The 21987-nt window shown below is 69.8% G+C and carries 15 protein-coding genes; 7 read left to right on the top strand and 8 right to left on the bottom strand.

Annotated features, from left to right (window positions below; genetic code table 11):
• Nucleotides 1–73: 73 nt before the first annotated feature.
• The 4 genes from AB0H86_RS02270 to AB0H86_RS02255 all read left to right on the top strand — a co-directional run bounded on the left by AB0H86_RS02270 (nt 74) and on the right by AB0H86_RS02255 (nt 5979).
• The gene (locus AB0H86_RS02270; protein ID WP_362431881.1) at nt 74–874 is read left to right on the top strand and encodes an ATP-binding cassette domain-containing protein; all 801 of its coding nucleotides are present in this window, start codon (nt 74–76) and stop codon (nt 872–874) included.
• Nucleotides 871–2166 carry a sugar ABC transporter permease gene (locus tag AB0H86_RS02265; RefSeq protein ID WP_362431879.1) on the top strand — a complete coding sequence of 432 codons (1296 nt, stop codon included), beginning with the start codon at nt 871–873 and terminating at the stop codon, nt 2164–2166. The genes AB0H86_RS02270 and AB0H86_RS02265 overlap by 4 nt, the downstream gene beginning before the upstream one ends.
• Before the next feature lie 188 nt (nt 2167–2354).
• On the top strand, nt 2355–4319 hold the full coding sequence (gene dxs, locus AB0H86_RS02260; RefSeq protein ID WP_362431876.1) for a 1-deoxy-D-xylulose-5-phosphate synthase: 1965 nt from the start codon (nt 2355–2357) through the stop codon (nt 4317–4319).
• Between the two features lie 136 nt (nt 4320–4455).
• Nucleotides 4456–5979: an amino acid permease gene (locus AB0H86_RS02255; RefSeq protein ID WP_362431874.1), complete on the top strand. Its 1524-nt coding sequence runs from the start codon at nt 4456–4458 to the stop codon at nt 5977–5979.
• Nucleotides 5980–6039: 60 nt separating this feature from the next.
• Here AB0H86_RS02255 and AB0H86_RS02250 read toward each other — a convergent pair whose 3' ends face one another.
• Nucleotides 6040–6414 (bottom strand): NTP pyrophosphohydrolase, encoded by a 375-nt coding sequence (locus AB0H86_RS02250; protein ID WP_362431871.1) that lies wholly within the window; start codon nt 6412–6414, stop codon nt 6040–6042.
• Between the two features lie 92 nt (nt 6415–6506).
• A complete protein-coding gene (locus AB0H86_RS02245; protein ID WP_362431869.1) occupies nt 6507–7397 on the bottom strand; it encodes an NAD(P)-dependent oxidoreductase in 891 nt (296 codons plus the stop codon).
• Nucleotides 7398–7535: 138 nt separating this feature from the next.
• Between AB0H86_RS02245 and AB0H86_RS02240 the strand changes: the two genes are divergently transcribed.
• From AB0H86_RS02240 to AB0H86_RS02230, 3 genes are all read left to right on the top strand, one after another.
• Nucleotides 7536–8552 (top strand): hypothetical protein, encoded by a 1017-nt coding sequence (locus AB0H86_RS02240; protein WP_362431867.1) that lies wholly within the window; start codon nt 7536–7538, stop codon nt 8550–8552.
• A 279-nt stretch (nt 8553–8831) separates the two neighbouring features.
• The gene (locus tag AB0H86_RS02235; RefSeq protein WP_362431865.1) at nt 8832–10103 is read left to right on the top strand and encodes a nucleotide sugar dehydrogenase; all 1272 of its coding nucleotides are present in this window, start codon (nt 8832–8834) and stop codon (nt 10101–10103) included.
• Nucleotides 10100–11827, top strand: a complete 1728-nt coding sequence (locus AB0H86_RS02230) for a glycosyltransferase (RefSeq protein ID WP_362431863.1) — start codon at nt 10100–10102, stop codon at nt 11825–11827. The genes AB0H86_RS02235 and AB0H86_RS02230 overlap by 4 nt, the downstream gene beginning before the upstream one ends.
• A gap of 89 nt (nt 11828–11916) precedes the next feature.
• On the opposite strand, the gene AB0H86_RS02225 is transcribed toward AB0H86_RS02230, so the two are convergent.
• The 6 genes from AB0H86_RS02225 to AB0H86_RS02200 all read right to left on the bottom strand — a co-directional run bounded on the left by AB0H86_RS02225 (nt 11917) and on the right by AB0H86_RS02200 (nt 21853).
• Entirely contained in the window at nt 11917–13380 is a 1464-nt protein-coding gene (locus tag AB0H86_RS02225; protein ID WP_362431860.1) for a polysaccharide deacetylase family protein, read from the bottom strand.
• Nucleotides 13377–14810 (bottom strand): cellulose binding domain-containing protein, encoded by a 1434-nt coding sequence (locus tag AB0H86_RS02220; RefSeq protein WP_362431857.1) that lies wholly within the window; start codon nt 14808–14810, stop codon nt 13377–13379. Before AB0H86_RS02220 ends, AB0H86_RS02225 begins: the two co-directional genes overlap by 4 nt.
• Nucleotides 14811–14971: 161 nt before the next feature.
• The gene (locus AB0H86_RS02215; protein WP_362431854.1) at nt 14972–17098 is read right to left on the bottom strand and encodes a 3-hydroxyacyl-CoA dehydrogenase NAD-binding domain-containing protein; all 2127 of its coding nucleotides are present in this window, start codon (nt 17096–17098) and stop codon (nt 14972–14974) included.
• Complete coding sequence (locus AB0H86_RS02210; RefSeq protein WP_362431852.1) at nt 17095–18321, bottom strand: acetyl-CoA C-acyltransferase; 1227 nt, start codon at nt 18319–18321, stop codon at nt 17095–17097. The genes AB0H86_RS02215 and AB0H86_RS02210 overlap by 4 nt, the downstream gene beginning before the upstream one ends.
• A 119-nt stretch (nt 18322–18440) precedes the next feature.
• The gene (locus tag AB0H86_RS02205) at nt 18441–19478 is read right to left on the bottom strand and encodes a LacI family DNA-binding transcriptional regulator (RefSeq protein WP_362431850.1); all 1038 of its coding nucleotides are present in this window, start codon (nt 19476–19478) and stop codon (nt 18441–18443) included.
• Nucleotides 19475–21853: a glycoside hydrolase family 2 protein gene (locus AB0H86_RS02200; protein ID WP_362431847.1), complete on the bottom strand. Its 2379-nt coding sequence runs from the start codon at nt 21851–21853 to the stop codon at nt 19475–19477. The genes AB0H86_RS02205 and AB0H86_RS02200 overlap by 4 nt, the downstream gene beginning before the upstream one ends.
• Between the last annotated feature and the right edge of the window lie 134 nt (nt 21854–21987).

Genomic DNA, 21987 nt, shown 5'->3' with positions numbered 1-21987 from the left:
GCGGGGCGCCGGACGGAACATCCCCCAGACTTTCTTTCTGCACAACCTCCCGCCGGGTCAGGCGGCGAAGGAGATGGTTAACGTGTCCGCTACGCCCGTGCTGGCGTTGCGCGGGGTCTCCAAGCGGTTCGGTGCCGTTCAGGCGCTCACCGACGTAGAGCTTGAGGTCCATGCCGGTGAAGTGGTCGCCCTGGTGGGCGACAACGGCGCCGGAAAGTCCACGCTGGTCAAGACGATCGCCGGCGTGCACCCCATCGATGAGGGCGTCATCGAGTGGGACGGCAAGTCCGTCCAGATCAACCGACCGCACGACGCCCAGGCCCTGGGCATCGCGACGGTCTACCAGGACCTCGCGCTGTGCGACAACATCGATGTCGTCGGCAACCTCTTCCTCGGCCGCGAGGTGAGGAAGTGGGGCGTGCTGGACGAGGTCGAGATGGAGCGACGTTCGCAGGAGTTGCTGCGGACGCTGTCCATCCGTATCCCGAGCGTCCGTATCCCGATCGCCTCGCTCTCCGGCGGTCAACGCCAGACGGTGGCCATCGCCCGCTCCATGCTCGGCGAGCCCAAGCTGGTCATCCTGGACGAGCCCACCGCCGCCCTCGGTGTCGAGCAGACCGCGCAGGTCCTCGACCTCGTCGAGAGGCTGCGCGAGCGCGGCCACGCGGTGATCCTCATCAGCCACAACATGGCCGACGTCAAGGCGGTGGCCGACAAGGTCGCCGTGCTGCGTCTGGGCCGCAACAACGGTGTCTTCGAGGTCAAGACGACCTCGCAGGAGGAGATCATCTCCGCCATCACCGGTGCCACCGAAAATGCCGTGACCCGTCGTGCGGCCCGCACGACCAGCACGAACGGGGAGGTTTCCAAGTGAGCTTCGACAAGACCTCCGCGACCTCGCAGGGCGGCGTCGCCGTCGACACCCAAGAGGCCGCCGCTGCCGCGGTGACCGCGGTCGATCCCCGGCTCCTCGTACGCGAGCAGGGACTCAAGGGCTACGTCGGTGAGTTCAAGCGCAAGATGAGGACCGGCGAGCTCGGCTCGATCCCGGTCGTCATCGGCCTGATCGTCATCTGCGTCGTCTTCCAGAGCCTGAACTCCAACTTCCTGTCCGCGCAGAACCTGAGTGACATCACCGTCACCATGGTCGGCACGGGCATGATCTCCGTCGGCATCGTCTTCGTGCTGCTGCTCGGCGAGATCGACCTGTCGGTCGGCTCGGTCAGTGGCGCGGCCAGCGCCATCGCGGCCGTCCTGGCGGTCAACCAGGGCTGGCCCGAGTGGTTGGCGGTGCTCGCCGCCGTCGCCGCGGGTGCGGCCATCGGCGCGGCACACGGTTTCTTCTTCGCGGTGCTCGGCGCTCCCGCCTTCGCCGTGACCCTGGCCGGCCTGCTGTTCTGGCTGGGCTTCATGCTCAAGATCCTGGGCGAGAACGGCACGATCAACCTCGACAGCGAAGGGCTGATCGGCAAGCTGACCACGTACTTCTTCACGGACGTGGCCGCCGCGTACGTGCTGGCAGCGGTCGTGGTCGTGGTGTTCTTCCTCACCTCGTTCCTGGGCAACCGGCGCCGGGAGGCCGCGGGCATCCCGTCCCGGCCGCTCAGCGACACCCTCATGCGGACGGTCCTGCTGGCCGTGGTCGCCTTCGCGGCGGGGTACATGTACAACCAGTACAAGGGCCTGCCGTTGGCCACGGTGATCTTCCTGGCGTTCCTGATCGCGACCGACTTCGTGCTGCGTCGCACCGCCTACGGTCGCAAGATCTTCGCGCTCGGCGGCAGCGTTGAGGCGTCCCGGCGTGCGGGTATCAACGTCACCGCGGTCCGGGTCTCGGTCTTCGCGATCTCGGGCGGTCTCGCGGCGGTCGGCGGTCTGTTCCTGGCGTCGAAGATCGCGTCGGCCAACCAGAGCGCCGGCACCGGTGACCTGCTGATGAACGCGATCGCCGCGGCCGTCATCGGCGGCACCTCGCTGTTCGGTGGCCGTGGCCGGACCTGGAACGCGCTCCTCGGTGTGCTGGTCATCGTCTCGATCCAGTACGGTCTCCAGCTGGAGTCCATCGCCGAGCCGGTCAAGTACATGATCACCGCGGCGGTTCTGCTGACGACGGTCGTGATCGACTCGGTCACCCGTAAGACACAGAAGACCGCGGGTCGCGCCTAACCGTACGAACCCCTGTGCCCGGCACCCATGGTGGTGCCGGGCACAGTCATGTCGTAGGAACGGCACATCATGGGTACAGCCGATCGCGTGACGCATCACGCACCGCCCCGGCGTCGGCCGCATGGGCGGACAATTAGACTCGACGAGCCCGGAAACAGCTCGATCAGCTCTACTGCAAGGAGGCACGGGTGCCGCTGCTGACCCGCATCAGGGGACCGCGCGATCTGGACCGGCTCAGCCTGGAGCAGCTGGACCAGCTGGCCGAGGAGATCCGGACCTTCCTCGTCGACGCCGTCTCCAAGACCGGCGGCCACCTCGGCCCCAACCTCGGTGTGGTCGAGCTCACCATCGCCCTGCACCGGGTGTTCGAATCACCCAAGGACAAGGTGCTCTGGGACACCGGCCACCAGTCCTACGTGCACAAGCTGCTCACCGGCCGTCAGGACTTCGCCAGGCTGAAGATGAAGGGCGGTCTGTCCGGCTACCCCTCGCAGGCCGAGTCCGAGCACGACGTCATCGAGAACAGCCACGCCTCCACGGTCCTCGGCTGGGCCGACGGCATCGCCAAGGCCAACCAGATCCTCGAACGCGAGGACCACGTGGTCGCCGTGATCGGCGACGGCGCTCTCACCGGCGGTATGGCCTGGGAGGCGCTCAACAACATCGCCGACGCCAAGGACCGCCCGCTGGTCATCGTCGTCAACGACAACGAGCGGTCGTACGCGCCGACCATCGGCGGCCTCGCCAACCACCTCGCGACCCTGCGGACCACCGACGGGTACGAGCGCTTCCTGGCCCGCGGCAAGGACCTCCTGGAGCGCACTCCGGTCGTCGGCAGGCCCCTCTACGAGACCCTCCACGGCGCCAAGAAGGGCCTCAAGGACTTCATCGCGCCCCAGGGCATGTTCGAGGACCTCGGCCTGAAGTACGTCGGCCCGATCGACGGCCACGACATCGAGGCCCTGGAGTCGGCGCTGGCCCGTGCCAAGCGCTTCGGCGGACCCGTCATCGTGCACTGCCTCACCGAGAAGGGCCGTGGCTACCAGCCCGCCCTCCAGGACGAGGCCGACCGCTTCCACGGCATCGGGCCCATCCACCCCGACACCGGTCTGCCGGTCAAGGTCTCGGGCGCCGACTGGACCTCCGTCTTCGGCGACGAGATGGTCGAACTCGGCAAGGAGCGCGAGGACATCGTCGCGATCACGGCGGCGATGCTGCAGCCGGTCGGCCTGAAGAAGTTCGCGGACACCTTCCCGAACCGCATCTACGACGTCGGCATCGCGGAGCAGCACGCCGCCGTCTCCGCCGCGGGCCTGGCGGCGGGCGGGGTGCATCCGGTGTTCGCGGTGTACGCCACCTTCCTCAACCGTGCCTTCGACCAGGTCCTGATGGACGTCGCCCTCCACAAGTGCGGGGTGACGTTCGTACTGGACCGGGCCGGTGTCACCGGCACCGACGGCGCCTCCCACAACGGCATGTGGGACATGTCGATCCTCCAGGTCGTGCCCGGCCTCAGACTGGCCGCCCCGCGCGACGCCGACCAGGTCCGCGCCCAGCTCCGTGAGGCCGTCGCCGTCGACGACGCGCCGACCGTGGTCCGCTTCTCCAAGGGCGCCGTCGGCCCCGCCGTACCGGCCGTGGGACGCGTCGGCGGCATGGACGTGCTGCGCGAGCCGGGCACCGGCACACCGGATGTGCTTCTCGTCTCGGTGGGCGCCCTCGCGCCGATGTGCCTGGAGATCGCGAACCTGCTCGACAAGCAGGGGATCTCCACCACCGTCGTCGACCCGCGCTGGGTCAAACCCGTCGACGAGGCCATGGCCCCGCTCGCCGAGCGGCACCGTGTGGTCGTCACCGTCGAGGACAACTCCCGCGTCGGCGGCGTCGGCTCGACGATCGCGCAGGCCCTGCGGGACGCGGGCGTCGACGTACCGCTGCGCGACTTCGGCATCCCGCCCCGCTTCCTCGACCACGCCTCCCGCGCCGAGGTCCTGGCGGAGATCGGGCTGACCGCGCCCGACATCGCCCGCCAGGTCACCGGCCTGGTCTCGAAGCTGGACGGCATCCCCCACTCCCGGCTGCGCCCGAGCGGGGGGACCCCCATCGGCAGCACGGCGGCCGAGGCCGAACCGGTGGAGTCCGCCCGCGACTGACATGCCCGAACGGGCCGGTCATCCCACTCTTGACAGTGGTATGGCCGGCCCGTTCGCGTGAATACGCCCGCGCCGGGGCATACGCACTACGCCCCCTCTCGATCATGTCGAGGACGAGAAAGCGTGGGAGGTACCCATGAGCAGCACCCTCTTCCGGACGAAGAAGGTCGAGCAGTCCATCCTCGATACCGAGGAACCAGAGCACGCGCTGAAGAAATCCCTCTCCGCGCTGGATCTGACCGTCTTCGGTGTCGGTGTCATCATCGGCACCGGCATCTTCGTCCTGACCGGCACGGTGGCCAAGGACAACGCCGGTCCCGCCACGGCCCTGGCCTTCGTCGTGGCCGGTGTCGTCTGCGCGCTCGCCGCGCTCTGCTACGCCGAGTTCGCCTCCACCGTCCCGGTGGCCGGCTCCGCGTACACCTTCTCGTACGCCTCCCTCGGTGAACTGCCCGCCTGGATCATCGGCTGGGACCTGGTCCTGGAGTTCGCGCTCGGCACCGCGGTGGTCGCGGTCGGCTGGTCCGGCTACATCGCCTCGCTGCTGGACAACGCGGGCTGGCACCTGCCGGCGGCGCTCAGCGGCAGAGAGGGAGCCGACGGCTTCGGCTTCGACATCCTCGCCGCCGCCCTCGTCCTGGTGCTCACCGCCATCCTCGTGGTCGGCACGAAGCTCTCCGCACGGGTCACCGCCGTCGTGGTCGCCATCAAGGTGACCGTCGTCCTGACCGTGATCATCGCGGGCGCCTTCTTCATCAAGGGCGACAACTACGACCCGTTCATCCCCAAGGCGCAGACCGTGGACGCGGGCAGCAGCCTCGACTCCCCGCTCATCCAGCTGATGTTCGGCTGGGCGCCCTCCAACTTCGGCGTGATGGGCATCTTCACCGCCGCCTCCGTCGTCTTCTTCGCCTTCATCGGCTTCGACGTCGTGGCCACGGCCGCCGAGGAGACCCGCAACCCGCAGCGCGACATGCCCCGCGGCATCCTCGCCTCGCTCCTCATCTGCACCACCCTGTACGTCCTGGTGTCGATCGTGGTGACCGGCATGCAGCACTACTCCAAGCTGTCCGTGGACGCCCCGCTCGCCGACGCGTTCAAGGCCACCGGGCATCCCTGGTTCGCGGGCTTCATCAGCTTCGGCGCCGCCGTCGGCCTGACGACGGTCTGCATGATCCTGCTGCTCGGCCAGACCCGGGTCTTCTTCGCGATGAGCCGTGACGGGCTGCTGCCCCGCTTCTTCTCCCACGTCCACCCGCGGTTCAAGACCCCGCACCGGCCGACCATCCTGCTCGGCGTGATCATCGCGATCCTCGCCGGCTTCACCAGCCTGAGTGAGCTCGCCGAGCTGGTGAACATCGGCACGCTGTTCGCGTTCATCGTCGTCGCCGTCGGCGTGATCATCCTCCGCAACACCCGCCCCGACCTGCCCCGCTCCTTCCGCACCCCGCTGGTGCCCGTCCTGCCGATCCTTTCGGTGCTCGCCTCGCTGTGGCTGATGATCAACCTGCCGGCCGAGACCTGGCTGCGCTTCGGCATCTGGATGGCCGTCGGCTTCGTCGTGTACTTCCTCTACGGCCGCGGCCACAGCCGTCTCGGAGTGGAACAGCGGGCCGCCGCCGGCCAGACGGCGAAGCCGCCGCGCGGCACCGCGGAGTAACCGGCCGGCTCCGGCCAAGGAGCCGACGGCCCAAGGGGGCGGCGGTGCCGGCGTGCCCGGTCAGGACGGCCTGACCGTCCGCGGCCCGGCCACCTCCGCCCCCAACTCACCCACCCTGCGCCTGAGTTCACGATCCGCCGTGACGACCAGTACGGGACGGCCGGCTGCCCGCGCCACCAACTCGACCATGTGGTCGTCCCCGCTGCCGGGCGCCGACTCGACCCGCACGCCCGGCACCGGCTCCACGCCACGCGCCGTGCCCTCGACCACCAGAACGATCTCCACGGGGCCGGAACGCCCCGGCACGCCGTCCGCCGCCAGACGGTCCCGCAGCCGTTCCGCGGCCCCGCGCCGGTCCCGCCACCAGCCGTCGGGCACCGACCCGACGACGTTCGCGGCGTCCACGATCACCAGCAGCGGGGCGTTGTCGTCCATGCGGCCAGGGTGCCACGCCCCCTCCCGCCCCACGTCCCTCTCGCCCCAGGTGCCTCCCGCCCCACGCCCCCTCCCGCCCCACGTCCCTCTCGTCAGGGCCGGGGCTTCTCGTCGAAGCTGGCGAAGTAGGCGGCGATCATGTCCTCGTCGGCGTGCCCCTGCCCGGCGGCCCGCTCCAGCCGCTCCGCGCTCGCGACGGCCACGTCGAGCCGTACGCCGCTCAGCTCGCCCGCCCGGACGATGAGCCGGGCGTCCTTGGCGGCCGTGGCCACCGCGAACTGGGCGGGCGTGAGCCGGTCCTCGAGCAGGAGCTCGGCCTTGGCCCGCAGATAGCCCATGTCGAGCGGGCCGCCGGCGATGGCGTCGAAGAAGTTCTGCGGGTCCACTCCGAGGGCCTTGGACAGGGCCAGCACCTCACCGGCGGCCGCGGTGACGCCGATGACCCAGCTGTTGGCCACCAGCTTCAGCCGGGTCGCGCTGCCCAGCGCACCGTCCTCGCCGGTCCACACGGTGCGGGCGCCGACCGCGTCCAGGACGGGAGCCACCGCCTCGCGGCTCCCGGCGGGCCCGGCGGCCAGGACGAGCAGCTGTCCGGCCTCGGCGGGGCCGCGGGTGCCCAGCACCGGCGCGTCGAAGAAGACCAGCCGGTGCCCGCGGGCGAAGTCCGCCAGCTCCTCGATCACCTCGATGCCCGCGGTCGTCGACTGGACCCAGGCGGCCCCCGGACGCAGGCCGGACGCCGCCTGGCGCATCACGTCGACGGCGGTGGGACCGTCGTACAGCATGGTGAGGACGACATCGGCGTCCCGGACGGCCTCGGCCGGGGTGTCGGTGACCGTGATGCCGTCGGCGCCGAGCGGTTCGGCCTTGTCGCGGGTGCGGTTCCAGGCCCGGACGGAGTGTCCCGCGCGGGCCAGGTTGCGGGCCATCGCGGCCCCCATGATCCCGGTGCCCAGGACGCTTACGGTGAGCTTGTCGGTCATGACGTCGGCTTTCTGTTCTGGTACGGCGGTCCTCGTTGTGGACCAGCCTGCCCGTTCTGGGCGAGGACAGCCCACGGGGGGCGATGCCGGCCAGGGGGCGGAACGCGCCCGGCAGCCGCCTCCGCTTAGAGTGAACCGGTGAACGGCGACTGGCTCATACGCGGCCGCGACGGCCGGCTCAGTGTGTATCTGCCCACGGATGACGCCGTCCTGTGCCGGGCCGAGCGGGGCCCGGGCGGCCCGTGGGACGCTCCCCGCCGAGTGGGCGGCCCCCAGCGACTGCAGACCGTGCTCGCGGTCGGGCAGGGCGGCGACGGCTACGCCCATCTGGCCGCCTGGCGGCCCACCAAGTCCGGCGAGTCCGCCCTGGTGCACTCCACCCACTTCCGGCCCCGGCTGGCGGCACTCGACTGGAGTCCCGTCGGGCACCCCGACAAGACGGGCGAGCGCACCGGCGCGCCCGCCGTCGCGGTCGACGCCCAGGGCCGCGCCCATGTCTTCGTCCGCAACAAGGGCGGCGGGGTGAGCATGGCCGCGCAGAAGGAGAAGGGCGGCTGGAGCCCCTGGCGCGACCTCAAGGGGCGTGACACACAGGACGAGTTGGCGGCCGTGACGGGGGAGCCCGGACTCGTCGAGCTGTACGCGGCCACGTCCGGCGGGATCCTGCACTGGCGGCAGGAGGAGGCGGGCGCCCAGCCGGTTCTGGAGGAGGAGATCGAGGCCTCGGTCCGTCCCGGTACCCTGCGCGCCCTCGCCACCTCCCCGGACAGCACCACGCTCTTCTTCACCGACGCCTCCGGTGACCTGTGCGCCTGGCGTCCGGGCGCCAAGCCGGTCACCCTGCTCGCCTCCGTCGGTCCCGGCCCGGTCGCCGCCGTGCGCTGCGAACTCGACGGCCACGACTGCACGTTGCTCGCCCAGCGCTCCGCGAGCGGCCGGGTCGCCTTCGCCGCGTACCCGACCGAGCAGGAGTCGGCCGGCGCCTGGTGGACCGAGTCGGGGCCCCAACTCCCCCTGGACGCCGAGGTGTCGCTGGCCGTGGACGAGGACGACCGGGTGGTCGCGGCCACCCTCTCCCCGTCCACCGGACACCTGTTGCTGACCCGCCGCAAGGACGAGCCCGGCCTGGCTCTGGAGGCCTGGCGGCCGGTGTGAAGTCCCCGGTTCCCGGGCGGCATGACGCCGGGACACATGACTCCGGGACACATGACGCCGAGACGCGTCACGCCGAGAGCTGAGGCGTCAGAGAGCTGAGACACATGAAACGCACAGAGGGTTGTATGGATGTGCGCGTGACAAGGGCAACGTCAAGAACCTGTGGTTAAAGGGTGAAAATCCTTGCTAGCCTCCCTGCGTTTGTTCGAATTTATCGGGAGACCGACGTATCACCGCAGCCGACCGAGAGGTCGGTACAACGGGGTTGGGAATGTTGTTGTGAGCAGATCCTCCACGGTGGATCTTGTCGTTGTCGGACTCGGTTACGTGGGGCTGCCGCTGGCCCGTTCCGCCGCCGACGCGGGCCTGAAGGTGATCGGTCTCGACCGCAGCCGGCGCGTGGTCGACGGACTGAACGCCGGCCGTTCGCACGTGGACGACATCACCGACGCCGAGGTCGGCGCGATGCTCGACCAGGGCTTCCAGGCGGTCGACCGGGCCGAGGTCATCGCCGATGCCGCCGCCGTCGTCGTGTGCGTCCCGACCCCGCTCACCGACCACGGTGCCCCCGACCTCGGCGCGGTGCACGCCGCCGTGGACGACATCGCCGCCCACCTCAGGCCCGGCACGCTCGTGGTGCTGGAGTCGACGACGTACCCGGGCACCACCGACGAGGTCGTCCGCCCGCGCCTGGAGGCCGGCGGCCTGCGGGTCGGCACGGACTTCCACCTCGCCTTCTCCCCGGAGCGCATCGACCCGGGCAACCCCTCCTTCGGCCTGGAGAACACCCCGAAGGTCGTCGGCGGCATCACCGCGGACTGCACCAAGGCCGCCCGCGCCCTCTACGAGCGCTTCGTGAACCGGGTCGTCGAGGCCAAGGGCACCCGCGAGGCCGAGATGGCCAAGCTGCTGGAGAACACCTACCGGCACGTCAACATCGCCCTCGTCAACGAGATGTCGATGTTCTGCCGCGAGATCGGCGTCGACCTGTGGGACGCGATCCGCTGCGCCTCCACCAAGCCGTTCGGCTTCGCCCCCTTCTACCCGGGCCCGGGCGTCGGCGGCCACTGCATCCCGATCGACCCCAACTACCTGTCGTACAAGGTGCGTTCGCTCGGCATCCCGTTCCGGTTCGTGGAGCTCGCGCAGGAGATCAACCAGCGCATGCCCGTGCACGTGGTCAACCGCGCCGCCGACCTGCTCAACGACCAGGGCAAGGCCGTCCGCGGCTCCCGCGTGCTGCTGCTCGGAGTGACCTACAAGCCGGACATCTCCGACCAGCGGGAGAGCCCGGCCCTCGCGGTGGCGGAGAACCTCCTCGCGCGCGGCGCCGAACTCGTCTACTTCGACCCGCGCGTCGACGACTGGAAGGTCGCGGGCCAGAGCGTCGAGCGGACGGACGACTACCGTGCCGAGGCCGCTTCCGCCGACCTCACCATCCTGCTCCAGCCGCACCGCGAGATCGACCTCGCCGACCTCGCCGACCGCGCCCGGGCGCTCTTCGACACCCGGGGCAAGTCCGCGGACCACCCGCGGGTGGTCAAGCTGTGACCTCCGAAGACACGTACATAGCCGGAGCCGTCGACTCCGGTGGCGAGCGGGGGCACCGCAAACGCCGGCACCTGAAGGTCTCGTACATCGTCTTCCTCGGCCTCGCCGCGCTGATCGCGACCCGGCTGGACGCGGGCTCCCTGCACCTGTACTCGATGGGCGCGATGGGCCTGCTCGCCCTGAAGATGTTCGGCGCCCTCTTCTACCGTCCGGCCAAGGCCGGGCGGGAGGAGCTGGAGTACCTGGAGGACGCCTGGGTCACCGCGGTCATCCCGATCTACAACGAGGACCCGGTGATGTTCGAGCAGGGCATGCGCAGCCTCCTCGCGCAGAGCCGGCTGCCCAACGAGATCCACATCATCGACGACGCCAGCGCCAACGACTCCGGGATCCGGACGGCGAAGAAGATACGCCGCGAGTTCGAGGCCAGGGGCGTCAAGTACACGGTCAGCGTGCAGCCCGAGAACAAGGGCAAGCGCGAGGCCCTCGCCCTGGGGTTCCAGGCGGCGCCCTACTCGGACATCTTCCTCTGTGTCGACTCGGACACCGTCCTGTCCCGGGACACCGTCCGTGAGCTGCTGCTGCCGCTGGCCGACGAGAAGATCATGGCCTCCACCGGCATGGTGCTGGCGCTCAACCACGACAGCAACATCTTCACGCGCCTGCAGGACCTGCGCTACGGCAACTCCTTCCTCTTCGAACGGGCCGCGTACTCGCGCCTGAAGTCGGTCCTGTGCTGCTGCGGCGCGCTCTCCGCCTACCGCGGCACGCTGGTGCGCAAGTACCTCGACGACTTCCTCAACCAGCAGTTCCTGGGCAAGCCGGCGGTCTTCGGCGACGACCGCCGTATGACCAACTACTGCCTGATGGAAGGTCAGGTCGTCTTCCAGGAGACCGCCGTGGGCTACACGGCCGTCCCCGAGAAGCTGCCGCACTTCCTGCGCCAGCAGGTCCGCTGGAACAAGTCCTTCTTCCGCGAGTCCCTGTGGGCCTTCCGCCACCAGAAGAAGTACCGGCCCGCCTTCTGGCTGACCTGTATGGAACTGGCCCTGTGGCTGGTCTTCGGCTCGGCGATGTTCTACTCGATGGTCATCCTGCCCATCATGAAGCCCGCCCAGTTCGTCGACCACATCGGTGACTACCTGGTCTTCATGGTGCTCATGGGGTACCTCCGCAACGTGCGGTACCTCGACTTCCCGCGCCGCGGCATGGGCTTCATCAAGCGGTTCGGCATGTTCCTGCTCGCGCCGATCTACGGCGTGATCCAGCTGACCCTGCTCACCCCGCTGCGCTTCTACGCCCTCTTCACCCTCCACAAGGGCAGTTGGGGCACCCGCCAGGGCGGCGTCGAGGTGTCCGTGGCCGGCGACCACGAGGCCGACGTGATGGAGATCTTCGAGGAAGAGGACCCGTACTCGGACAAGAAGGTCACCGAGACGCTCCAGTTGATGCGCCTGGAGGGCGTGGCCCTGCGCACCCGGCCCCGCCCGGCCGGCGCCATCCCCACCCAGCCGCAGCCGCTGCCCGGTTACGACGAGCAGCACGCGCACGTCCCCCAGCAGCCCGTGACCTGGGGGACGCCGGAACCGGGCGGACAGCAGCAGTGGCAGGGCGGCGGACAGTACGACCCGTACCAGCAGGGGTACGACCCTCAGCAACAGGGCGGCTATCCGGACCCGTCCTGGCAGCAGGGCAACGGCCAGGGGCACGGCCAGGGCTGGTAGGCCCCGGACGAGCAGAAGGAGGGGCGGCCGCATGGCCGCCCCTCCTTGTCGTTGCCGGGCCTCACGTGCCCTCACGGGCCTCACGTGCCCTACGTGTAGGAGGCCATCGCCTCCTCGACCGTGAGCACCGGGATGCCCCGGTCCGCGATCGCCTTCATCAGTTCGGCGAGGCCGGCCTTGCCGATCTCCGTGCTGGTCGCCGGAGTGCCCTCGACGATCTTGTGGAGGCACAGGATGAGCCAGTCACCGTTGTTGGCGCAGCGGTCGAGCCGGCCGCCCGCCCCTGTCACCTTCGACAGGGCCGTACCGCCGATGCCCGTGCCGTCGTTGACGCCCGTCAGCGCCTTGAGGCGATACGGCATGGCCGGGGCGAAGGACTCGATCGTCTCGGAGATGATCGACCGGGCCGTGGTGAAGTGCCGGCTCGCGATCTGGTCCACCGGAACACCGTCGGTCGTCTTCTGGAACGCCCCGTGCGGGTAGGCGAAATGCTCACTGGAGAAGCCGTTGCCCACCAGCCACTCGCGCAGCTTCCGGAAGTCCTCGTCCGCCGCTTCCGCGGTGAGCTTGGGGTAGCTGGCGGTGTGGGTGGCGTTCGCGTAGGAGTGCCCGGCCATCTCCCAGCCCGAGAAGTCCTGCATCGAGCGCATCTGATCGACCGTCAGAAAGCTGCCCGTACCGATCGCGTCGGCGATGTTGTAGACCGTGCCCGAGAAGCCGTACTGGTCCATCACCGGCCGGGCCAGGTCATGGATCGACTTGTGGGAGTCGTCGAAGGTGAGGGAGACGACGCCCTTCGGGAAGACCGAGACGGTGTCCGGTATCAGCTCGACGGCCTGCAGCCGGTAGGTCACCGGCCCGCCCGCGTTGTCGTACACGGCGAACGACATGTCGGTGAAACCGGTCTTGGTGGACGGTGTGCCCGAGGCGGAGACCGAGTACGTTCCGGCCGCGCCGGCGACGTCGGCCCACTGCAGGTGGACGGTCACCCACTCCCCGGACTGCACGTAGTTGGCCGATGTCGTCGAATGGGCGTGCAGGGTCCAGGAGAAGTAGTTCGCGAGCGAGCCGCTGCCCAGATAGAAGACGATTTTGGACAGGTTGGTCACGTCGTCGACCCGGAAGACGAGCCTGATCATCTTGCCCGTCAGGTTCTGAGCCGTCATACCGGTCTTGCGGACGTACGACTGCTTGCCGGTGCCGTTGGTGGTGACCCGCACCGACTGCGTACCGCGCACGAAGACGGACGTGTCGTTCGCCTCGGCCGACGCGGTGCCCACGCCCGCCGGAGTCCAGCCGTGGGAGGCCTGGAACTGCTGGGACCAGGTGGCCCGGCGGAACTTGGGGCGGCGCCCCGACGGGGCGTAGGCCGGAGGTGTGGTGAGGCCTCCGATGGCCGCCTCGGCGGCCGAGGCGGCCGCGGGCTGGGCCGCCACGGTCCCCAGCCACGCACCGCCGCCGCCCGCCAGAGCGACACCTCCCGTGCCGCCCATGAGCAGCGCGGCGCGCCGGCTCAGTGAGCGGGCCGAGGTACGGGAATGGTCCTTGCTCAACGCTTCTCCTGAACGGTGTCGAAGTAGTTCATGCCGTTGCCGCTGTACTCCTTGACCGCCGCGTCGACCTCCTTGGCGGAGAGCACGTCGTCGGCGTTGTAGTACAGCCAGTCGACCTGCATGTCCCAGGCGCGGTCGCCCTTGAACGGCAGGTCCACGAACCAGTGATTGAAGTTGATCGACATGCCCGCGCGCGGGGCGTACTTGCCGTCGCTGGAGAAGAGCTTCTTGCCGTCCAGGCGGTATGTGACCACGTCGTCCTCGACCGTGATCATCATGGTGTGCCAGCCGGCCAGGCTCTTGTTGGTGGTGGTGTAGACGCGGTCGTTCTGCTCGTGGTCGTACCAGGACACGGTGTCGAGCTTCGGACCGAGCCGGCCCCAACCGCCGTTCGGCATGTACTCGTTGTCGAGTTCGCTGTACGTCTTTCCGCTGCCGCCGATGGTGTAGAAGGTCTGGTTGACGTGGTCGCCGCTCTTGCCCTCGGCCGGGTCGTCGCTGAAGTGGATCCGGGCGGCGTAGGTGCCGTCGCGGAACTCACGCCTCGCGGTGCCGAGGCTGGCCTGTGAGGTGCCCGACTTCGTGCCGTCGGTGGCGGCGCGCAGGTTCAGCACCTGACCGTCGCCCAGCGCGTCCTTCTCGGCGGGGAAGGTGACGCCGTCCGCCGACCAGGTGTCGTCGATGCCCGGCCCGCCCTTGCTGCTGCGGACCAGCCAGCCGTGCTTGAACAGCGCGGGGTCCTTGGAGCCGGCGTAGTGGAAGTTGTCGAACAGCACCCCGTCCGGGGCGGCCGGCACCGGGGCGGGCGCGGACGCCTTCGCCGACGCCCCCTTCTCGCCGCCGCCGTCCGGCTCGTCACCCCAGGCGAGGACGCCCCGCTTGTAGGCGGTGACCGTCTTCGACTCCTTGTAGGTGGTCTTCTCCGCGTCGAAGGAGCGGTCGTTGGACTGCGTCAGCTTCTTGTGGTCGGCGCGGAACAACTGGACGTCGATGCCCTTGCTGTTGGCGCCGGGCTTCAGCGTGCCCGCGTCCTTGGTGAACCGCAGCTCCAGGTAGTGGTCGGCGTCCTCGGTGGGGTCGTCGAGCTTCGTCACGGTCCCGGCGATGTTCGAACAGCCGACGGCGGCCTGGACGCAGTTGTAGACGTACGTGGAGTCCCCGTCCGCGGTGAAGTAGTACCGCAGCGTCAGATCGGTGAGCGGCAGCGGCTTCTCCGCGTCGTTGAACACCTCCAGCGACGGCTTGGCCGCCGCGGCGGTGGCCGGGGTGTCGGTGCGGTAGCGGACGACGAGCTCCGGCGGATCGGGGTTCGCCGCCTTCCACACGGGATACAGCGCCGTGGCACCCCCGGCGACCACACAGACCAGGAGGAGCAGCCTGATCTTGGGCCAGACCCGTCGTCGGGGTGGGCGGCGGCGGGTGGACGCCACGAGAACTCCTTTGCACGGCACTGAGCGGTCGTGGGTCTAAACCGTCAGAGCAATGTAAACAATGGTCAGATTATGTGAGGATCCTATCCGTCGGGGCATGTCAAAGGGGGTGGAACGCATGGATCGTTACCACGCGCCCCACCCCCCTCAGGGGTACCGCGTTACGCCGGGACGCTCGCCAGGCCAGGGGCCAGGAAGGTCTTGCCGTTCACGCGCTCGGAGACACCCTCGCGGTCCAGGTACGGCGTGATGCCGCCCAGGTGGAAGGGCCAGCCGGCACCCGTGATCAGACAGAGGTCGATGTCCTGGGCCTCGGCGACGACGCCCTCGTCGAGCATGAGCCCGATCTCCTGCGCCACCGCGTCCAGGACACGCTCGCGGACCTGCTCCTCGGTGAGGACGGTGTCGCCCTGCTTCAGCAGCGCGGCGACCTCCGGGTCCAGCTCCGGCTTGCCGCTGTCGTAGACGTAGAAGCCGCGCTTGCCCGCCTTGACGACGGCCGCGAGGTTCGGGGAGACCTTGAAGCGGTCCGGGAAGGCGCCGTTGAGGGTCTCGGACACATGCAGACCGATCGCCGGGCCGACCAGCTCCAGGAGCACCAGCGGGGACATCGGCAGACCGAGCGGCTCGACGGCCTTCTCGGCGACCTCGACCGGGGTGCCCTCGTCGATGACGTTCTGGATCTCGCCCATGAAGCGGGTCAGGATGCGGTTGACGACGAACGCCGGGGCGTCCTTCACCAGAACCGCCGTCTTCTTCAGCTTCTTGGCGACACCGAACGCGGTGGCCAGCGAGGCGTCGTCGGTCTGCTCGCCGCGGACGATCTCAAGGAGCGGGAGGATCGCGACCGGGTTGAAGAAGTGGAAGCCCACGACCCGCTCGGGGTTCTTCAGCTTCGACGCCATCTCGGTGACCGACAGCGAGGAGGTGTTGGTGGCGAGGATGGCGTGCGCCGGGGCGACCGCCTCGACCTCCGCGAACACCTGCTGCTTGACGCCGATCTCCTCGAACACGGCCTCGATGATGAAGTCCGCGTCCGCGAAGCCCTCGGCCTTGTCCAGCACACCGGAGACCAGGGCCTTGAGGCGGTTGGCCTTATCCTGGTTGATACGGCCCTTGCCGAGCAGCTTGTCGATCTCGGCCTGGACGTAGCCCACACCCTTGTCGACGCGCTCCTGGTCGATGTCGGTCAGCACGACCGGCACCTCGAGGCGACGCAGGAACAGCAGCGCGAGCTGCGAGGCCATCAGACCGGCGCCGACGACACCCACCTTGGTGACCGGGCGGGCCAGGTTCTTGTCCGGGGCGCCGGCGGGACGCTTGCCGCGCTTCTGCACCAGGTTGAACGCGTAGATGCCGGACCGCAGTTCGCCACCCATGATCAGGTCGGCGAGAGCCTGGTCCTCGGCGTCGTACCCCTGCTGGAGGTCGCCGTTCTTGGCGGCGGCGATGATGTCGAGGGCGCGGTAGGCGGCCGGAGCGGCCCCGTGCACCTTGCCGTCCGCGATGAAGCGGCCCTTGGCGACGGCCTGGTCCCAGGCCTCACCGCGGTCGATCACCGGGCGCTCGACCGTGACGTCGCCCTTGAGGACCTGGGCGGTCCAGATCAGCGACTGCTCCAGGAAGTCGGCGCCCTCGAAGATCGCGTCGGCGATCCCGAGGTCGAAGACCTGCTGGCCCTTGAGCTGCTTGTTCTGGTTGAGCGAGTTCTCGATGATCACCGAGACGGCCTTGTCGGCGCCGATCAGGTTCGGCAGCAGGGTGCAGCCGCCCCAGCCGGGGACCAGACCGAGGAAGACCTCGGGGAGGGAGAACGCCGGGAGCGCCTTGGAGACGGTCCGGTACTCGCAGTGCAGACCAACCTCGACACCGCCGCCCATCGCCGCGCCGTTGTAGTACGCGAAGGTCGGCACCGCGATGCCGGCGAGGCGCTTGAAGACCTCGTGGCCGCCCTTGCCGATGGCCAGCGCGTCCTTGTGCTCCTTCAGCAGTTCGACGCCCTTGAGGTCGGCGCCGACGGCGAAGATGAACGGCTTGCCGGTGATGCCGACACCGACGATCTCGTCGGCCGCGGCCTCCTTCTCGACCTGGTCGATGGCGGTGTTCAGGTTCGCCAGCGACGCCGGGCCGAAGGTGGTCGGCTTGGTGTGGTCGAAGCCGTTGTCCAGCGTGATGAGCGCGAAGCGCCCGGCGCCGGAGGGAAGGTCGAGGTGGCGTACGTGCGCCGAGGTCACGACCTCGTCGGGGAACAGCTCGGCCGCGCCCTTCAGGAGTTCAGTGGTGCTCACTTGTCGCCTCCGGCGTCCTTGTGGTGCGGGTTCTCCCAGATGACCGTCGCGCCCATGCCGAAGCCGACGCACATGGTGGTGAGGCCGTAACGGACCTCCGGCTGCTCCTCGAACTGGCGGGCCAGCTGCGTCATCAGACGGACGCCGGATGAGGCCAGCGGGTGGCCGTACGCGATGGCGCCGCCGTACTGGTTGACGCGGGCGTCGTCGTCGGCGATGCCGTAGTGCTCCAGGAAGGCCAGGACCTGGACCGCGAAGGCCTCGTTGATCTCGAAGAGGTTGATGTCCTCGATCGACAGACCGGCCTGGGCGAGGGCCTTCTCGGTGGCCGGGATCGGGCCGTAGCCCATGACCTCCGGCTCGACACCGACGAAGGCGTACGAGACCAGGCGCATCTTGACCGGCAGGTTGTGCTCGCGGGCGAAGTCCTCGCTCGCGATGATCGACGCGGTGGCGCCGTCGTTCAGACCGGCCGCGTTACCGGCGGTGACCCGCCCGTGCACACGGAACGGGGTCTTGAGACCGGAGAGGTTCTCCAGGGTGGTGCCCGGCCGCATCGGCTCGTCGGCGGTGACCAGGCCCCAGCCCGTCTCCCCGGCCTCGGCATTGGTGCGGCGCACCGAGATCGGCACCAGGTCCGCCTGGATCTTGCCGTTGGCGTACGCCTTCGCGGCCTTCTCCTGCGAACGCACCGCGTACTCGTCGGCGCGCTGCTTGGTGATCGTCGGGTAGCGGTCGTGCAGGTTCTCGGCGGTCATGCCCATGAACAGGGCGGACTCGTCGACCAGCTTCTCGCTCACGAAGCGCGGGTTCGGGTCCACGCCCTCGCCCATGGGGTGGCGGCCCATGTGCTCGACACCACCGGCGATGACGGCGTCGTAGGCGCCGAAGGCGATGGAGCCCGCGGTGCTGGTGACGGCCGTGAGCGCACCGGCGCACATGCGGTCGATCGAGTAGCCGGGGACCGACTGGGGGAGACCGGCGAGGATGCCGGCCGTGCGGCCCAGCGTCAGGCCCTGGTCGCCGATCTGTGTGGTCGCGGCGATGGCGACCTCGTCGATCTTCTTCGGGTCGAGACCGGGGTTGCGGCGCAGCAGCTCCCGGATCGCCTTCACGACGAGGTCGTCGGCCCGGGTCTCGTGGTAGATGCCCTTCGGGCCCGCCTTGCCGAACGGGGTGCGGACGCCGTCGACGAAGACGACGTCCTTGACGGTACGAGGCACGATGGCTCTCCTCCAGGGTGCGGGATCTGCACTGCTGCGATGCGCTGAGCGCGCGCTCAGTACCCATGCTACTTATGGGTAACGTAGCTGCACAGTCCCCCCGCCCCAAGCGGCGAAGGTCACACCTTCGGAGGAGCCGTCGAGCCCCGCGGAGTCAGTACCGGAGTGGGCACGGGATGGGACCCCGGGCCCTCTCCCGTGATCACCCCGAACAGCGTCCGGGCCGCTTCCGCCCCGAAGCCGTGCACGTCATGGCTCATCGCGGAGAGCGTCGGATGCGTGAGCCGGCACAGCTGGGAGTCGTCCCAGGCGAGCAGGGAGACGTCGTCCGGCACGCTCAGCCCCATCTCGGCGGCCACCGAGAGCCCCGCCACGGCCATGATGTCGTTGTCGTACACGATGGCGGTCGGCCGGTCCGGGGGCGCCGCCGTCAGCAGCGACCGTGTCGCCCGCGCCCCCGCCTCCCCGGAGTAGTCCGTGGCCACCTGCCGCGCCCCGGCCAGCGCCAGCGCGCGGGCCGCCTCGTCGAAGGCGGCGGTACGCATGGAGGTGTGCCCGAGGGCAGGCGCGCCCCCGACCCGGGCGATCCGCCGGTGCCCGAGCGCGGCGAGATAGCGCACCGCCTCCGTCACGGCGGTGGCGTCCTCGGTCCACACGGAGGTGAGGCCACCGGTCAGCGAGGGGTGCCCGACGGCGACCGCCGGCATCCCGAGCCGCTCGACCGCGGCCACCCGTGGATCGTCCGCGCGGAAGTCGACGAGGATGGACCCGCCGATCTGCCGCCCCCGCCACCAGGTCTCCTGGAGCCCGACCTCCTCCTCCACGCTGCGCACCAGCCGCAGCAGCAACGAGCAGGAACGCTCGATCAGGACGCTCTCCACCCCCGAGACGAAGTCCATGTAGAAGGGCTCCAGGCCGAGCAGCCGGGCGGGCCGGCAGATCGCCAGCCCCACCACGTCCACCCGCGACCCGGCCAGCGTCCGGGCGGTCGGGCTCGGCGCCCAGCCCAGTTCCCGCGCCGCCTCGAAGATCCGGTCCCGGGTCGACTCCGACAAGCCCGGCTTGTGGTTGAAGGCGAGGGACACGGCCCCCTTGGACACGCCGGCGCGCGCGGCGACGTCCTTGATGGTGACGCGAGAGGCCGGCTGGGCTGTCATCGGTGGGGCTCCATGCAGTACAGGGCTTCGCGGGCGGCGGCGGCGTCCTGATCGTCCCGAGTCTTCCAGCCCCGCACACCGATGGTCACCCGTTCCCCGGGCAGCAGCGTGAGGCGCCCCCGGTCGGCCCGCGCCGCCGGATCCAGCCGGTCGGCCTGGAGCAGCAGATCCCGCACCAGGGTGCGCGCCGTCACCTCGATCCCGCCCGGTACCAGCGCGACCTCGAACTCCGGCCGGGGATACGGGATATCGCGGTCCGCGGCCGGGAAGTGCAGGGCGCGCAGTCCAGCCGTGTCCGCGACCAGGAACTCCTTCGGACCCACGGGCACGAGCTCCCTCGGCACCCCGAAGTCGGCCACCGAACGCGCCCCGGCCGTGAAGCTCACGCTCGCCGTGCCGATCACCAGCCCCTCGACGGACATCCGCCGCAGGGCCAGCGTGCCGGACCACACCCGCGCCGACTGGTTCACGGCGGCCGCAGCCAGCCCCCGCTCCCGCACCCGAAGGGTGAGCAGCCGGTCCGCGTACAGCCGCCGCAGCTCGTGGTAGAGCGGCTTCTCACGGCCGTCCCCGTCGATCGCCGCCCATGACGTCACCGGCCAGCAGTCGTTGAGCTGCCAGACCACCGTGCCCGCACACACCGGCCAGTGCGCCCGCCAGTGCTCGATCCCGGCGGCGACCGCACGGGCCTGGTTGATCTGCGTGAGGTAGTGCCAGCGGTCGAAGTCCCCCTTGGGCAGGGCGAAATGACGGGCCAGCCCGCGCTCCAGCTTGCCGTTGCCGTCGTCGGCCTTCTGGTGGTGCAGCATCCCGGGGGAGCCGGGGGCGAGCTCCTCACCCGGCAGCGCGCGTCGCAGCGTGGCGTACGCGGGCGGCGCCTGCCAGCCGAACTCGGCCACGAAACGAGGCACGTTCGCGCGGTAGTCCGCGTAGTCCTCCCGGTTCCACACATCCCAGGAGTGGTGCGTGCCGTGCGCCGGATCGTTCGGGTGGTGTTCCCAGGACCCGGACCACGGACTCCCCGCCGCGTACGGCCGCGTCGGATCCAACTCGGCCACCACCCGCGGCAGTACGCCCAGGTAGTACCCCTCGCCCCAGGAGTCCCCGGCCAGCCGCTCCTCCCACCCCCAGTCCCTGAACCCCCACAGGTTCTCGTTGTTGCCGTTCCACAGCACCAGCGAGGGATGCGGCATCAGCCGTACGACGTTCTCGCGGGCCTCCGCCTCCACCTCGCCGCGCAGCGGCTGCTCCTCCGGGTAGGCCGCGCACGCGAACGGGAAGTCCTGCCAGACCAGCAGCCCGAGTTCGTCGCAGGCGTCGTAGAAGTCCTCGCTCTCGTAGATCCCGCCACCCCACACGCGCACCAGGTCCACACCGGCGTCGGCCGCCTGCCGCAGTCGCTCCCGGTAGCGGTCCCTGCCGATCCGGGACGGGAACACGTCGTCCGGGATCCAGTTCGCGCCCCGCGCGAACAGCCGCTCACCGTTGACGACGAAGGTGAACCCGGTGCCGTGCGCGTCGGGCCGGCGGTCCAGCTCGACGGTCCGGAAACCGATCCGGCGCCGCCACACGTCCAGCGGGCCGTCCTCGTGCAGAAGCGTCAACTCGACGTTGTACAACGGCTGTTCGCCGTATCCACGCGGCCACCACAGCCGTACGTCAGGCACCTCGAGGCGTACGGTCCCGGTCGTCCCGTCGATCTCCGCGCGCGCCCGCACGCCGCCGACCGTCGCCTCCACCGCGAGCTCCGCCTCGACCCGGGACCTCTCCACGTCCACCCGTAACTCGACCCGCCCCAGACCGTCCTCGACGGTCACCAGTGGGCGCACCCGCGCGATCCTGGCAGTCGACCACCGCTCCAGCCGCACCGGCCGCCAGATCCCGGCGGTCACCAGGGTCGGCCCCCAGTCCCAGCCGAAGGAGCAGGCCATCTTGCGGATGTACTGGTAGGGCTCGGCATAGGCGGCGGGCCGCTCGCCCAGCTTCCCGCGCACGGCCTCCGCCTCCGCGTACGCGGACACGAACCGCACCGACAGCCGCCCGCCGAGGCCGGTCACGTCGAAGCGGTACGAGCGGTGCATGTTCCGGGTCCGTCCGAGGAGCCGGCCGTCGAGCAGAACCTCGGCGACGGTGTCGAGGCCGTCGAAGACCAGGTCGGTCTGCTCGTGCCCGTTCGTCGCCGCGAGGTCGGTCTCGTAGGTCCACTCCCGGCGTCCCACCCACGCGACCTCACTCTCGCCCTGTGCGAGAAAGGGGTCCGGGATCACCCCCGCCGCCAGCAGATCGGTGTGCACACACCCCGGCACGGAAGCCGCGAGCTCGGCCCCCTCATGCTTCAGGATCCAGTCCTCGGTGAGCGGTGTGGCCTCCAGCATGCGCACTCCCTAAACCGGTCTACCCCAGCACTGAGCGCCACTTCGTCATCGTTGGCGGGAATGGGACTTTACCGGTTGAGAAAGCGCTGTCAGAGTGCCGAATCAGCCATCTCGTACGTGCTCGTCCGTCCCGT

Source organism: Streptomyces sp. NPDC050997, assembly GCF_040660135.1.
Classification (GTDB): Bacteria; Actinomycetota; Actinomycetes; order Streptomycetales; family Streptomycetaceae; genus Streptomyces.
The sequence above is the reverse complement of the archived record's forward strand: the minus strand, read 5'-3'. Positions and strand labels throughout refer to the sequence as shown.

Excerpts from the sequence above, each read along its gene's own strand:
- AB0H86_RS02270 (WP_362431881.1), top strand. The coding sequence starts at position 74 with ATGGTTAACGTGTCCGCTACGCCCGTGCTGGCGTTGCGCGGGGTCTCC.
- AB0H86_RS02255 (WP_362431874.1), top strand. The coding sequence starts at position 4,456 with ATGAGCAGCACCCTCTTCCGGACGAAGAAGGTCGAGCAGTCCATCCTC.
- AB0H86_RS02250 (WP_362431871.1), bottom strand. The coding sequence starts at position 6,414 with ATGGACGACAACGCCCCGCTGCTGGTGATCGTGGACGCCGCGAACGTC.
- AB0H86_RS02245 (WP_362431869.1), bottom strand. The coding sequence starts at position 7,397 with ATGACCGACAAGCTCACCGTAAGCGTCCTGGGCACCGGGATCATGGGG.
- AB0H86_RS02205 (WP_362431850.1), bottom strand. The coding sequence starts at position 19,478 with ATGACAGCCCAGCCGGCCTCTCGCGTCACCATCAAGGACGTCGCCGCG.
- AB0H86_RS02200 (WP_362431847.1), bottom strand. The coding sequence starts at position 21,853 with ATGCTGGAGGCCACACCGCTCACCGAGGACTGGATCCTGAAGCATGAG.